We start from the raw sequence: 13,979 nt of genomic DNA on the forward strand, positions 1-13,979 counted from the left end.
ATAACTCAGTAATTACTACACATATAATGTTGTTTCTACTATACCCAACCACACCAAAAAACAGGTATTAGTCGAGGGATATTCAAGGTATAGTTTGGGCTAATAAAGCTGGTAACTAAGAGTGAGATGACTTAGTGGTTGGGGATCGTACTAGCGATCGCTAGTACGCAGCAAACAAGTCATGTTACACACTCAATATAACAGTGCAAACCCCGATAACGGTAAATGTGAGGCGTTACGTGAATAAGCTCTTAATGCGGAGGCATAATAAAATCATACTCAGAAAATATTACTGTCAGCAACCTAAAGTTATAAATTGCAATCTCAACTACAAAAATAGCTAGAAGATGCAATCGTGTTTTAGAAACCTAACTGCATTTAACGCCAATTTTGGGGAAATGATCGGGAACACAACAAAATTTACTTGGTAGATGCTCTAGCGGCTCGTGACGAAACACCACTAAAGATTAGGCTTTCCTTAGGCAGATGCAGTTGATACTAGCTGTTACACTTGTCAAATTAACTATTAAGTTAATCAAGCAGCCTTTGGTTTCACCAATACGAAAACATTGTACCACCAAACAGCCGATATTATTTACAAAAAACTTTGCTTTGCAACTGCCCTACAGAATATAGGAGGCTGCTAAATCCTGGCTTGGTGAATTCTATTTCAATATGCAACTTAGATGTTGTCAGTTATCAGGGGCGCACTTACCATTAATTAATGACTAACGACTAACAACTATTTATTAATGAAAATTGTATTCTTTGGTACACCACAGTTTGCTGTACCCACGTTGGAAAAGTTATTGAATCATTCAGAATTTGAGGTGTTGGGAGTTGTCACCCAACCAGATAAACGCCGGGAACGCGGAAATAAACTTACGCCAACACCCGTAAAAGCGATCGCTACTGCTCACAACTTACCAGTATGGCAACCCGAACGGGTGAAAAAAGACACTGAAACTTTAACCCAACTCAAACAATTAAACGCAGATGTGTTTGTTGTTGTCGCCTATGGACAGATTTTATCGTCAAAAATCCTAAATATGCCAAAGTTGTCCTGCATTAATGTGCATGGCTCGATTTTACCCAAATATCGGGGTGCAGCGCCGATTCAGTGGTGTTTGTATAACGGTGAGCGGGAAACGGGGATCACGACCATGTTAATGGATGTGGGGATGGATACCGGGGCAATGCTAGAAATAGCCACTACACCGATTGGATTACTGGATAATGCCCAAGATTTAGCCGACAGACTAGCTGCGATCGGTGGGGATTTGTTGGTAGAAACTCTGTTGAAGTTGTCACGTCAGGAAATTCAACCAATCCCCCAAGATAATTTAGCAGCTACTTATGCACCTCTGATTCAAAAACAAGATTATGGTTTGGATTGGTCAAAAAGCGCTATCCAATTACACAATCAAATTAGAGGCTTTTACCCTAACTGCACGGCCACCTTTCGTAACAACCTGTTGAAAATCACTGCTTCTGCTCCCCTTGGTTCTGTAGGCGATCGCAATCTCCCACCAGAATTACAAGAATTACTGCATAAATTGCCTGATTTGTCAAATATATCAGACAGACCAGGAGAGGTAGTGAGCATTGTTAAAGGAATTGGCGCGATCGTCCAAACTGGGGAAGGTTTGTTGCTGTTGCGAGAGGTTCAGCTAGCTGGTAAACGTCCCCAGTCGGGATGGGATTTTGTTAATGGTACCCGCTTAACTGTGGGAGAAGTTTTTGGTGCGGGGAGTTGAGGGGGATGAGGGGGATAAGGGAGATGAGGGAGATGAGGGAGATGAGGGAGAATAACTTTTAACTCCTAACTCCTGTACAGACGCGATTAATCGCGTCTCTCCTAAGACTTTTCATAAAATCGGCAAGATTTGCAAGGGCCATCTGGGTTGACTGCACAGCGAATAATTTCTGAATGAGCATTGTAGCAGCAGGTGGCATCACCGATTACCCAACGTCCCGCCACCAAACTTTTCTCAGATGGTCGTTTTGCAGACTGCACGTAAATAGCAATATTATGCAAACGGTAACGTCCGGCTTTAAGTTGGTATCTATGGCGGCGCTCTAAAACCGCATAGGTTTTACCTTCAAAATCGAGATAGTTTCCGGGTTGGGGTGTCCAATCAAGTTGCACTCTGCCGAGAGACTCACGCGGATGCGTCAGAATCACCTCGGTTTGTAAAGAGTCTGGCTCCATAAGCTTATGTGATTTGATTTACGTTATAAGGATGGTATCGTAATAGCTTTCTTTAGCTTACCGAATTTAGATTACAATTATTGACAATCTCCTGCGCCCCTACAAATTACGGCAACCAAAAGTTAGGGAGGATAGATTTGCCCAAGTCGCGCCAGGTTTGGTTGAGCGATCGCGCCACTTGTATATGCACTTCATCCTCTTCTACAGCTAAAATCTCAGATGGCTGACCTTCTCCCAAATAAGACACCACCAAATTCGCCGCCTCCAAACCAGTAACATAAGCCTTTTCCTGTGACCAGGAACCATGACGGTTCACAATCCAATCCCCACTCATAAACACATTTTCAAAACTTGTCTTAGCGGGCAACATATAACGATAGCTACCAGGTGCAAAATGAGTCACCGCCTGATGTAGCTTAATTACACTGCTATCAATGATCTTTGCCTCTCGAAACGCTGGTATACAAGTTGCTAAATAACCCTGAACTATGGTTAAAATCTCCTCATCACTCAAATTGAGAAACTGATTCGCGTGATAGAAGTCAGCTTCAATTACCGTTCCCGGCTCATTTTGATATTCATCATGTAGAGCATTCAAATCAAAAAATGTCCAACCTGTAGTTGCATCGAATCCAAAACAAGCATTGGAAGGACGAGGAATATCAATTTTACGGTCAAACCATAGTCGCGTCGCTAAAACATCAATTGCTCCTAAATTGCTCAAATTACGGAATTCTTCACGACTTTGTAAACTTGGGCTAGTTGAGACAATTTTCTTCATACCCGTGATTCCAACCGCGAAAATCACGGCGTCTGCTTCAATTACTTCATCACCGCAAACTACACCCTTGGCTCGATGATTACTATCAACAATTAAGTCTGTAACCCGTCGTTTGGGCAACACTCGCACACCAGCTTTTTCAATACGTTCCACCCAAGGACGAAATATCTTTTCGCCAACAGTTCCCCGACACCAAACTACATCAAAATCCGGTTGATGAGCCAGAATAAAAAAGTAAAGCATCCCTAAAGTTGCTGCGGCTGAACATTGTTCACCAGGGGCAAACAAGCCCACTAATAACATTGGTTCAAAAGCCTCGCGGTAAAGTCGTGCAGAAACGTTAAACTCTTTGAACAATTCACGGGCAGTTACAAAGTCATAGCGCCGCCAAGCTGCATCAGAATTGTCAAAATCAACAACAGCATAAAGTAAAGGCAGAGCGCTCAGACGATCAATTAGTGGCAGCCGCTTAAACTGAGTATAGAGAAAAGTTCCCAGTGGCGAGGGGAGTCGCGGTAATTCTTGAAAAATCGGTGATTCAACTTCCAAACCTGCTGGCGAATATTGCGAAGAACGAGTCCAAGTAGTAAAAGGATTAATTCCTAATTCATTGATTAGGGAAAAAATATTTTTGTAAGGATACCAAAAGCCATGAATGCCAGCTTCAACAGATTTTCCGGTGGCTGTTTGCCAACCTGCCACCAATCCACCGGGATAGGGGCCTGCTTCTAGAAGTGTCACATCATAGCCTTGCTTTGCCAAATGGTAGGTTGCTCCTAAACCAGCCCAACCAGCACCTACAACTATCACCTGTTTTCGTTGTAACCCTTCTACCATCACAGCCTCCGATTGTTGCAGTCCATCAACTAATGTATACGAACTTGCCGCTCTGATCGCATGACGGGTTGCTATTATAGCGGTTTCCCCTTTGGATGCAATAGGCGTAGGTTGGGTGGAGCGGAGCGCAACCCAACATATATCAGGATGTTGGGTTACGCAAAGCCTCCACCCAACCTACAATTTTTTTGCAACTTAACATTAAAAGGGCTAATGGAATTCCCCTAGCTCTGAAGAAAGACTAAGTGAAGGAGTTCAGTAAAAATAACTTGCGGTTCATGCTGAGTTAAGAGTATAACAGAAAACAGACTTAACTATTCATAAGGAATAATCATAATGAATCAATTAGCAAATGCAAAATTCAGTCTAAATGACTTTGAATTACGAGATGGCATTTATTTTCCGAGCGACTATGAACAGTTGAATAATACTCAACATAAAAAAACGTGGGACGCAATTGGTAAAACATATTATGGTTCCCAAAAAATTGAAAAAGTTGCAGATACGTCGCCGATGAAACAAGATTACACTCTGCTAACTGGCACGCCTGGAGGTACTTGGAATAAATTCCCGTTGAATAAATCTGTTGGTTCTATTTTAGAAATTGGTTCTGGTTATGGTCGCGCATCTTTACATCTTTCTAAAGCGAAAAATCTGAGATGCGAAAAATATTATGGAATTGATATTTCTGAGCCTTTGTTGCGGCGGTTAATCAAGGTTAAACAAGAATATAATTTTTTCCCAGAAGCTGAATTTAACTTGATTTGCGATTCTGCTGAAATATTGCCTTTAGAAGATAATTCTATAGATTTGGCCATTTCTAACTGCGTCTTTATGCATATCCCTGATGCACAATTAAGAAAATTGTTGGCTGACATATCTCGTGTACTAAAACCTGGCGGAATTTTTGTTTTTAATCATTCCTTTCACAACAAGTCGTGTCCTTCTCATATTATCCATAATTTTATCAGAAGGCTGAACCCATTTGTGAGAAATCCAGTTTATCTCAAGCAATATACATCTGCTGAAATAAATGAAATGTTAGCGACTGCTGGGATGAAAACGAAATGTCCACAATACATTGTCGAACCAACGGAAGAATATGCAATTTTGCCGGAAACTATTAAAGGAATTCCGGTGCCGTTTGCTAATGCTATCAACAGAAGTCTTAAGCCATCAGATGCTTTAAAAGAAACTTTGGCTTATGGTTTTAGTGCCTACAGCAGTCAACTGGACTAATTACAGCTATTTTCATCTATTTGAATTACACCTATCGTAGGGGCACAGCATTGCTGTGCCCCTACAGCGTTGTCTAGTTTTTGCCATTTTCTTTATTGTTTGTGAGGTAATTTACCAACTTTTACCAACATATTTAAACTAAAGTTGGTAAATTAGGGATTAGTTGAGCTAATTCTTCCCTACGCAACTATGCCATTGGATTTATCGCCTCTTTGGATATCACTCAAAACTTCATTACTTGCTACATTTATCACTTTCTTTTTGGGTATCGCTGCTGCGTACTGGATGCTGGGATATCGTGGCAAAGGCAAATCGCTGATTGAGGGTATCTTTATTGCGCCACTGATTTTACCGCCCACGGTTGTCGGCTTCTTGTTGCTGCTATTTTTTGGGAAAAATGGCCCTGTAGGGAAACTCATGCAGGCTTTTGACTTCAGCATCGTCTTTACTTGGTATGGTGCTGCGATCGCAGCTACCGTAGTTTCTTTCCCTTTAATGTATAAAACTGCATTGGGAGCTTTTGAACAAATAGATGGTAATTTGCTGCGAGTAGCTAGAACCCTTGGTGCAACCGAAGTCACAATCTTTTGGCGCATCAGTTTACCCCTAGCAGTACCTGGTATTGTTGCCGCCACAATGCTCGCTTTTGCCCGCGCTTTGGGAGAATTCGGCGCGACGTTGATGTTGGCTGGTAACATTCCCGGACAAACGCAGACAATCCCAATGGCGATTTATTTTGCTGTGGAAGCGGGAGCAATGAACGAAGCGTGGTTTTGGGCGATCGCAATTATGGTGATTTCTCTATCTGGAATTATTGCAGTCAACTTCTGGCAAGAATTGCGGGAAAAGAGGAGGGGAGTAGGGGGGGATGAGGGAGATGAGGGAGCAGGGGGAGAAATTCTTTACACTCCGCACTCTAGCTCTGAATCTGGTGGATTGTTTGTCAAAATTGAAAAAATACTTCCTAGCTTTCATTTAAAAGTTGCTTTCACTACTGATCAGCAACCCTTGGGATTGTTAGGGGGTTCTGGAGCAGGTAAGAGCATGATTTTACGCTGCCTTGCGGGGATAGAAACACCCACAAGCGGGCGCATAGTTTTAAATGGCAGAGTCCTGTTTGACTCCGAACAAGGAATTAATTTACCCAGCCGCGATCGCCACATCGGTTTTTTAGTGCAGAATTACGCCCTATTTCCGCACATGAGTGTGACGCAAAATATCGCTTTTGGCTTGCCCAAAAAACTATCTGCTGGCAGTATTAGAGTGCAGGTAGAGGAGCAACTAATAGCGATGCAGTTGCAAGGATTAGGCGATCGCTATCCGCACCAACTTTCTGGGGGTCAACAACAACGAGTAGCCTTGGCAAGAGCATTGGCAAGTCAACCGGAAGCATTGCTTTTAGATGAGCCGTTTTCGGCACTCGATACCCATCTGCGTAGTCAATTAGAGGAGCAAATGACAGCAACTCTTGCTAGCTACCAAGGTGTGACTTTATTTGTCACTCATAATATGGAAGAAGCTTATCGCATTTGCCCGAATCTGTTGGTATTGGAGCATGGTAGAGCCGTTCATTATGGCAACAAACATGATATTTTCGAGCATCCTACTACTGTGAGTGTTGCCCAACTTACCGGATGCAAAAACTTCTCCCGTGCTGTTCTCCAGTCATCGCAACAGGTGGAGGCAACTGATTGGGGTTGTACTCTTCAAGTAATTGAACCAATCAAGAGCGAATTATCCCACGTCGGCATTCGTGCCCATCAGTTCATTTTTACCAACGACTCATCACAGCAAAATACCTTTCCCTGCTGGGTAGTAGGCACAAGTGAAACGCCCCATCGAATGACGTTGTTTCTCAAATTACATTCGGCTGCCAAAAATTCTCAAGATTACCATTTGCAAGCTGAAGTCTTCAAAGAAAAATGGGCAACTATGAAAGACCAACCTTTTCCTTGGTATGTGCGTTTAGATCCTCTGCGCTTGATTTTGATGGAGTGAACGCAGAGATATACATCAGGAAAAATCCTTGGAGGTTTTAAATGAATAAACAAGACAATCACTAACTCAAGGACTCTCTGCCTCCATTGCCCAAAAATTCATCACTGATCCAAAAAGTGTCGAATCTTCTCAAACATTGTCCATTCAACAAATTCCACTTCCTGCCAAGCAACCCCGTCGCTACTTTGCTCCAGATAAATAATCTCAATTAGTCCAATCAATTAGAGATCATGGGATTCTAGAACCTTTACAAAATGGAACCTATGAGTTAGTTGTCGCCTCGTCTCACATCTTGCACCTAGCCCTAGCGATTAGAAATCGCGGCTATACAAACGAAGTCCGCCTGCGCGGACTAACACAAAATCAATGTTTTCAACCCGCGCAGGCTGGTTTTGCCTCGTGTAGCCGCGACTTCCAGTCGCCGGGTGCAAGATATAAGTCGTCAGGAATTAGTCATTAAGTGGCATCGTCAAATAAAAAATAAAGGCAATAACGGCTATGTTGCAATTTACAGCTATTTTCAGGTAAATAGACCACGCAGTAGGGGCACAGCATTGCTCATTGGTGTCAACTTAACGTGAAAGCCAGCCTAAAACCAGCTTTTAGAGATAGTCTCGTTCCCAGTCTCTGACTGGGAATGCCCGTCGGAGAGGCTCCGCCTCCGTAACTTGCGGCAGAGCCACCAGGATCTGCATTTCCAGCCAGAGGCTGGAAAGGAGGTTTTAAAGGGGTTTGGGCTTAAGTTGACACCTATGAGCAATGCTGTGCCCCTACGACAGATGTGGTTCAAATAGATGATTTCTGCTGTAAATGCCGATTAGCTTAGAAGGGCAATATTGACCTCAGAATACTTTACGTTCTTCTAGATGAGCAAGAATATCTGAGCGATCGCGCCACACAGGACGCAACTTTTTGTTGGCGGACATCTGTAACTGGTCGCTAATATGGGGCGATCCGGGTTGAGTTGCATTGCCGTAGCTGGTGAGTGCCATTGCCCGTACTGGGTTAGAAAATTCAATTGCAGCCACATAGGAATCACCTGCAACGGCTTTGAACTGACCCTTTTGTGCAGGCGCAAAATCGAGTACACGAAAAATTCCCAGATCGCCATCCCCACCATTACCAGGCAAATCCACATCACCCAACCGTAACCGAAAAACCTTGCCCCACGGTACATCAAGCGCCCCATAAGTCTTTTCTACCTGCGCTGCGACTGCTTGCAGAGTTGCAACTGCACTTTCAGGATTAGCTAAACCATCGGGTGTGGTGCGTGGAGAATTTTCATTCCAGGGTTTACTAAACATCTTATCTAAGTGCATCTGTTGTACCCAAAAGGCAAATAATACCGCCCCGCGACTATCTGCATTGGCTTGCCGATCCCAGGCTTCTAAGACATTAGCTGCTTGCTGCCCTAAGTCCTCACCGTACTTGCGTGCAGCCGGAATTAAATCATCCAAAATCCGATCAGCTAGTTCCATGCGGCTAGAGTACTTGTCTGCAACCATTTTATCGAAAGAGATTTTTTTATCTTCAGCCAACATCCTTACAGAACGTTGTGACCGGAAATTCATGAAATGAGGTGCCATGTAAGGCGGGTAATTATCTGCTTTAATAGCGGCTGGAAATGTAGTTGTCCAAGGTGGGTCATTTGTATTTTGCAACCAGCCACTCTTCGGGTCAACTATGCGCGGTAAATCTTGGTAAGGATGAATTTTTGTCCACAAGGTTTTAGATGTATTTCCTGGGATTATGCCTTGCCAATATTTAAAGTCACCAAAGGAGCGCACCGGAACTTGACCGTTGAATAGGTGCATAATATGCCCTTCTCTATCCGCATACATCACCGTAAACATTGGCAATTGCAAGCGCTGGAGTGTCTTTTCAAACTGGGCAAGGTTTTTTGCTCGTGCCATATCCCACCACTGCTGGAGTACACCTGGTCGGTCAAGACCTGCAACTCTCAGCGCCAGGGTTTTACCTTTTTTCTCGACGATTACAGGCCCGTGGACAGAACTTTTCACTACTAATGGTTGCTCTTGCAAGGAGCCATCTTTTTGCTTCACCTTTAAGGAGAGGGTTTTGGAAACGAAGTTATGAACTTTGTCATCAAAGCGATAACCATTACCTACCAGTGTGAGTTCATAAACATCCCAACCATCATAGGTGTCAACGGTGTGAGTCCAACCTAAGTTGTTGTTAAATGCGATCGCTAATACGGGAATACCTACAAGTGTTGCCCCATAAGCATCAATTCCTGGTGCGGTGATTTGGGCTTCATACCACAAAAATAAATCTGACCAAGGTAGATGTGGGTTTGCTAGCAACATGGCGTTCCCATTGGCAGAATGAGTTGGTGCGATCGCCCAACCATTAGATCCTGCTTGCAACTTTTCTTTGCTCAGGTCTAATACTGACTCTGGATTGACCACAAAGGTGAAATTGAGTACCCGATGTAAGTGAGCCATGACATCTTCTGCCTTGACTGGTAGCACCACCTCAACTTGATCATCAATCAAGTTAGGATTTTGTTTTGCATAAGCATTGATCCCAGTCGCAAAAGCATCAAGATAACTGCGAAAAGTTGGACTCTGTGCTTTGTACCAAGTACGAGCGCGTTCTGGTACTCCCACAGTCTGTACCCAACGATCTGAATCCAGGTATTTCTCTCCCCAATATTCGGCCGCGCGTCCCCGTGCTTGACCATAGAGACGCAAAAGCAAATCTCCATGACTTTGCATTTGTGCCCAACCAAAGGCATAAAATGCACTTTGGTCATCTTTTCCGTAGATGTGCGGTACACCATAGGTATCCCATAATATCTCTGTGGATTTTGTTGGTACAGCTATAGTGCGGCTGCCTACAAACAAAACCAGTATCAAACTGAGTATTAAGGGTAAAACGCGTTTTGATTTTCTTTTGTAAACCCTGAGTAAACTATCAATCCTCATTAACACCACCATTGATTACCTATTGCAGGTTTTGAAAAACTGGAAAAATCTGTTCGCCTTACGGGGTTCGCCGATAACCTTGTTGTACGATGCTTTTGGCAACCACAACCGAATAAATTCGGTTATAGGGCTTTACGCATCACGACTCGTAAAACGTTACCACTGTATTGGTCAAAAATGATAGAATTTATCAATAATTTTCTTGAAAGCGCCGGGAAACCTTGTCCTCCTTGCCCACAAGAAGAAAAGGTTTCCCGCCGCATGGGGCATAGTCCAAACACGTAACCACGATTCATGCCCCATTCCCTATGCCCAAAAACCATACGCTGCTTGCGGGCAGAGTTTTTCATGCAAGAATAATAATCACGCTCAAGAGCGAGAAGATGAGGAAAAATGTAAAGTAAGTAGCTTGATATTTTTAAACCTTAATGATAATCTTTATTATTAAGTAAATTCAGCAGATCAAAAAGTTTTTCAGAGGCTTTACTAGCCTTTATTTGAGATAGGGAATACAATCCCCTAAAATCAGCTTAGAATCTATCTTTTGGCTAACCTTGTTATGGATTGACTTCAGAGCGATCGCCTGTAGTGGGCGCTTTGCACCATTGCAACCAGTGATGATTGCCAAAGCATCAACAAATCAAAAGTGATTTTTTTTAAGGGATTAAATATTGGAAAGCATAGCCAATTAAATAACAGGAGATAAATTATGTACCAAGACGACAAAGAAGACACAACAATTTACAAAGTTGTAGTTAATTATGAAGAACAGTATTCCATTTGGCCAGCCGACCGAGAAAACGCACTCGGCTGGAAGGATGCTGGCAAAAGTGGTTTGAAACAAGAATGTCTGGATTATATCAAAGAAGTTTGGACTGACATGAGACCACTTAGTCTTCGCAAGAAAATGGAAGAAGCTGCTGGAGGTAAATCATAACGCATTTGATTTTTCTTGACATACTCCCTGCCCTTGAAGGGCAGGGATTCTGGGGTCAAACGGCAATTGCAGGCACTACCCAACTGACATTGCTAGGACTTACGCAGTGTACAAATGCATCATGATATGCACTAGCTAAAATAGGTTGTTTCAGGCTTTTATTAATTATCGTGCGATCGTAAATAGACCATGCTGTAAGGGCACAGCAATGCTGTGCCCTTACGAAAGATGTGGTTTTTAACCTTATGCATATTTGGTATTTCTTGTCAATGCGTAAGTCCTAATTGCCTAGCCCAATAGTCGATACCCATGTCTCTACAGCTAAGATTCTAGCTCAGAAATAACACACCTTGAAAGGGTTGATTATAAATTATACCATACAGATGAGTTAGAAATTCGCGGCGATCGCCAAGAATGGAAGCGGCTGACGAAAGCTAATTTCAAACTAACCGCACTCTTCAGTTGAACATGATTAGGCAATCCAAATGAAAAAACCTGGATTTATTGAGCGTCATCACCTGTGGACAGAAATCCAAAAAGAAGCATCTGAAAAGATCAAGGCTGTTGTCAAAGAACGGGATCTATTGTTGATTCGTACCGCTTGGTCAGACCAGCATGGAATTGTTCGCAGCAAGTCGCTCTTACCCCAAGCGTTTTTAAGCGCCTTAGAAAACGGTATGCAAATTAGCACAGGGACATTCCTGTTTGATACTGGTGGTGCAATAGTATTTAACCCCTTCGTTCCCGGTGGAAGCTTAGATATGCCTCAGATGACAGGTGCGCCAAATCTTGTGGCTGTTCCTGACCCTCATACCTTCAAAATTGTGCCTTGGGCAAAACGCACTGGCTTTATCCTCTGTGACGAGTACTTTCAAAATGGCCAGGTAATGCCCTTTTCCAGTCGCGGTATTTTGCGCCAATCATTGGTAGAGTTAGAGCAAAGAGGGTTGGAGCATATTGTTGGCTTAGAAGTTGAGTGGTATCTGGCAAAGTTGTCAGATCCGATGTTAGCGATCGCTGATGTTGGTACTTCTGGAAAACCTGGTGAACCTGCCAAAGTTAGCGCTGTAGAACATAGCTACCAATACCTTTTAGAATCTCACAATCCAGAGATTCACGACTTACTGCGCGTTTTGGCAGAAAACTTAGTTGAAATGGAATTGCCTTTAAGGAGTGTAGAAAACGAAGGAGGTGCCGGTCAATTTGAATTTACCTTTGACCCGATTCCGGCATTGCAAGCTGCGGATACAATGATGATATTCCGAATGGCGACGAAGCAAATCTGCCGTCAACAAGGTTACATCGCATCGTTTATGTGTCGTCCAGGACTGCAAGGTTGTTCTTCTAATGGCTGGCATTTGCACCAATCCCTTGTAGACCGAACCACAGGCGAGAACGCTTTCATGTCTGCAAACACCAAAACCCTAATGTCAGATTTAGGTAAACACTTCGTTGGTGGTCTTCTCAAACACGCCAATGCTGCTTCTGTGTTCACAACCCCAACAATTAACGGCTACAAAAGATTTAGACCTTATTCCCTAGCTCCTGACCGTGCAGGATGGGGATTGGAAAATCGAGGGGCAATGATTAGATTACAAGGCGGTTTTGATGACCCCACCACCCACATTGAAAACCGAGTTGGAGAACCAGCAGCCAATCCCTATCTGTATATGGCATCGCAATTGATTTCTGGGTTAGATGGTGTAGATCATAAACTTGACCCTGGCTCCCCGACAGAGGAACCTTACACTATAGAAAGTCCGACCTTACCCAAAAGTTTGCCAGAGGCGATTTCATATTTGAGCGAAAGCGAACTTTTTTCTCAAAAAATGGGGCAGGGGTTCATCAACTTCATCATTAAGATGAAACAGAGTGAAATTAATCGCTTTTTACAGTCTGTCACTGATCAGCCACCAGAAGACTATTTATTGCAGGTGACTAACTGGGAGCAAAGAGAATATTTTGAATTATTTTGAGTTGAGTTTGGTTTAAAGAACTTCCAAAAAATGAAATCACCAGTAAATCTTAATGAAGTCGGAAGTCGGAAGTCGGAAGTCGGAAGTACAGTTTTGTAACGGGGATAAAGACTCATTGCCACAAAACTTAAAGCATTGCGTGAAGCACGGGGTTTTAAACCCAATTTTTTGATAATAATAATCACTTTTCCGCAAAATCTAAAATTAAATGACTTGCCCCTGACTTGATTGCTCTTTTCAATCTAAAATCTAAAATCTGTCTTGAAAAGTTTGCTCAAACTCCACCCCCACACGCAACTTTTGTCTCCGACACGCTCTTCGCGTTCGCAAAATCCAAAATTGTTTGACTCTCACCGGGCTAAAAACTGACACAGGATTTGATCTAAGGAAACCCCATGATTTTTCACTCTAAAGTTTTAAGGAGAAAGCTTGCGATCGCAAGCCACAAGGAAATTGTCTTGCAACGAGCGATAGAATTCGCTGACAAACCAGCGATGATTGACGGGCTAACTGGTCGAACGATAACTTATAGAGAACTAGCAGACTCAATTAGCAAAGTAGCTGCGGGTTTTGCTGCGAGGGGTTTTTCTAAGGGGGATGTAGTTGCTATTTATAGTCCTAACTGTCTGGAATATCCGATCGCATTTGGGGCGATCGCTAGTTTAGGTGGAGTTAGCAGCACGGCAAATCCATATTATACAGCTAGCGAACTTGCATATCAATTAAATGATGCTGGTGTGGCATTAGGTAGTGAACCACGCTCATGTAATTGTGACGGAGCTTTACCCTTCGAGGTATATTGAGTAATTTACTTGTGTAATTTGTCCTTAGTTAGGACTTACGCACTTTACAAATTTATCATGATGTGCATCAACAAAAATAGGTTATTTCAGGCTTTTGAAAATCCGGTTCTTGGGACTTCTGGGTTTTTATCCCCCGGTTTTGGTATAGTAAATTTGGTATGTAATCATATACAACTTCCTTGTAACACTGTCCGTTGAAAAAATGAATCTTCTTTGAAGTCTAGTGGGACAGGGGTTAGGGATTGAAG

12 protein-coding genes are annotated in these 13,979 nt (G+C 42.9%); 7 read left to right on the forward strand and 5 right to left on the reverse strand.

Annotated elements, in window-relative coordinates:
- Positions 1 to 752: 752 nt before the first annotated feature.
- Entirely contained in the window at positions 753 to 1,757 is a 1,005-nt protein-coding gene (gene fmt / locus V7K27_RS08655) for a methionyl-tRNA formyltransferase (RefSeq protein WP_334946211.1), read from the forward strand.
- A 101-nt stretch (positions 1,758 to 1,858) separates the two neighbouring features.
- Here the strand turns inward: fmt and V7K27_RS08660 are convergent, their stop codons facing one another.
- Together V7K27_RS08660 and V7K27_RS08665 are read right to left on the reverse strand one after the other, a co-directional pair.
- Positions 1,859 to 2,212, reverse strand: coding sequence for a DUF6464 family protein (locus tag V7K27_RS08660; protein ID WP_334946213.1), 354 nt, complete (start codon positions 2,210 to 2,212; stop codon positions 1,859 to 1,861).
- Positions 2,213 to 2,318: 106 nt separating this feature from the next.
- Entirely contained in the window at positions 2,319 to 3,830 is a 1,512-nt protein-coding gene (locus V7K27_RS08665; protein WP_334946215.1) for a hydroxysqualene dehydroxylase, read from the reverse strand.
- Between the two features lie 336 nt (positions 3,831 to 4,166).
- Between V7K27_RS08665 and V7K27_RS08670 the strand changes: the two genes are divergently transcribed.
- The 3 genes from V7K27_RS08670 (at position 4,167) to V7K27_RS08680 (ending at position 7,648) form a co-directional block, all read left to right on the forward strand.
- Positions 4,167 to 5,069: a class I SAM-dependent methyltransferase gene (locus V7K27_RS08670; protein WP_334946217.1), complete on the forward strand. Its 903-nt coding sequence runs from the start codon at positions 4,167 to 4,169 to the stop codon at positions 5,067 to 5,069.
- Positions 5,070 to 5,258: 189 nt separating this feature from the next.
- Complete coding sequence (gene modB, locus V7K27_RS08675; RefSeq protein WP_334946219.1) at positions 5,259 to 7,067, forward strand: molybdate ABC transporter permease subunit; 1,809 nt, start codon at positions 5,259 to 5,261, stop codon at positions 7,065 to 7,067.
- A 392-nt stretch (positions 7,068 to 7,459) separates the two neighbouring features.
- Positions 7,460 to 7,648 carry a hypothetical protein gene (locus tag V7K27_RS08680; protein ID WP_334946221.1) on the forward strand — a complete coding sequence of 63 codons (189 nt, stop codon included), beginning with the start codon at positions 7,460 to 7,462 and terminating at the stop codon, positions 7,646 to 7,648.
- Positions 7,649 to 7,909: 261 nt separating this feature from the next.
- Here V7K27_RS08680 and V7K27_RS08685 read toward each other — a convergent pair whose 3' ends face one another.
- The 3 genes from V7K27_RS08685 to V7K27_RS08695 form a co-directional block, all read right to left on the reverse strand.
- A complete protein-coding gene (locus tag V7K27_RS08685; RefSeq protein WP_334946223.1) occupies positions 7,910 to 10,015 on the reverse strand; it encodes an acylase in 2,106 nt (701 codons plus the stop codon).
- 122 nt (positions 10,016 to 10,137) lie between these two features.
- The gene (locus V7K27_RS08690; protein WP_334946225.1) at positions 10,138 to 10,311 is read right to left on the reverse strand and encodes a hypothetical protein; all 174 of its coding nucleotides are present in this window, start codon (positions 10,309 to 10,311) and stop codon (positions 10,138 to 10,140) included.
- 197 nt (positions 10,312 to 10,508) lie between these two features.
- Positions 10,509 to 10,643 (reverse strand): hypothetical protein, encoded by a 135-nt coding sequence (locus V7K27_RS08695; RefSeq protein ID WP_334946227.1) that lies wholly within the window; start codon positions 10,641 to 10,643, stop codon positions 10,509 to 10,511.
- 81 nt (positions 10,644 to 10,724) lie between these two features.
- Between V7K27_RS08695 and V7K27_RS08700 the strand changes: the two genes are divergently transcribed.
- From V7K27_RS08700 to V7K27_RS08710, 3 genes are all read left to right on the forward strand, one after another.
- Positions 10,725 to 10,952 (forward strand): MbtH family protein, encoded by a 228-nt coding sequence (locus tag V7K27_RS08700; RefSeq protein ID WP_334946229.1) that lies wholly within the window; start codon positions 10,725 to 10,727, stop codon positions 10,950 to 10,952.
- A gap of 485 nt (positions 10,953 to 11,437) precedes the next feature.
- Entirely contained in the window at positions 11,438 to 12,928 is a 1,491-nt protein-coding gene (locus V7K27_RS08705; protein ID WP_334946231.1) for a glutamine synthetase family protein, read from the forward strand.
- A gap of 395 nt (positions 12,929 to 13,323) precedes the next feature.
- Entirely contained in the window at positions 13,324 to 13,731 is a 408-nt protein-coding gene (locus tag V7K27_RS08710; RefSeq protein WP_334946233.1) for an AMP-binding protein, read from the forward strand.
- The last annotated feature ends 248 nt before the right edge of the window (positions 13,732 to 13,979 follow it).

The organism is Nostoc sp., from assembly GCF_036919575.1.
Lineage (GTDB): Bacteria > Cyanobacteriota > Cyanobacteriia > Cyanobacteriales > Nostocaceae > Nostoc.

What these genes read in the sequence shown, in the direction of transcription:
- fmt (WP_334946211.1), top strand. Translation starts at nt 753, where the DNA reads ATGAAAATTGTATTCTTTGGTACACCACAGTTTGCTGTACCCACGTTG.
- V7K27_RS08660 (WP_334946213.1), bottom strand. Translation starts at nt 2,212, where the DNA reads ATGGAGCCAGACTCTTTACAAACCGAGGTGATTCTGACGCATCCGCGT.
- V7K27_RS08665 (WP_334946215.1), bottom strand. Translation starts at nt 3,830, where the DNA reads ATGGTAGAAGGGTTACAACGAAAACAGGTGATAGTTGTAGGTGCTGGT.
- V7K27_RS08670 (WP_334946217.1), top strand. Translation starts at nt 4,167, where the DNA reads ATGAATCAATTAGCAAATGCAAAATTCAGTCTAAATGACTTTGAATTA.
- modB (WP_334946219.1), top strand. Translation starts at nt 5,259, where the DNA reads ATGCCATTGGATTTATCGCCTCTTTGGATATCACTCAAAACTTCATTA.
- V7K27_RS08685 (WP_334946223.1), bottom strand. Translation starts at nt 10,015, where the DNA reads ATGAGGATTGATAGTTTACTCAGGGTTTACAAAAGAAAATCAAAACGC.
- V7K27_RS08690 (WP_334946225.1), bottom strand. Translation starts at nt 10,311, where the DNA reads ATGAATCGTGGTTACGTGTTTGGACTATGCCCCATGCGGCGGGAAACC.
- V7K27_RS08700 (WP_334946229.1), top strand. Translation starts at nt 10,725, where the DNA reads ATGTACCAAGACGACAAAGAAGACACAACAATTTACAAAGTTGTAGTT.
- V7K27_RS08705 (WP_334946231.1), top strand. Translation starts at nt 11,438, where the DNA reads ATGAAAAAACCTGGATTTATTGAGCGTCATCACCTGTGGACAGAAATC.
- V7K27_RS08710 (WP_334946233.1), top strand. Translation starts at nt 13,324, where the DNA reads ATGATTTTTCACTCTAAAGTTTTAAGGAGAAAGCTTGCGATCGCAAGC.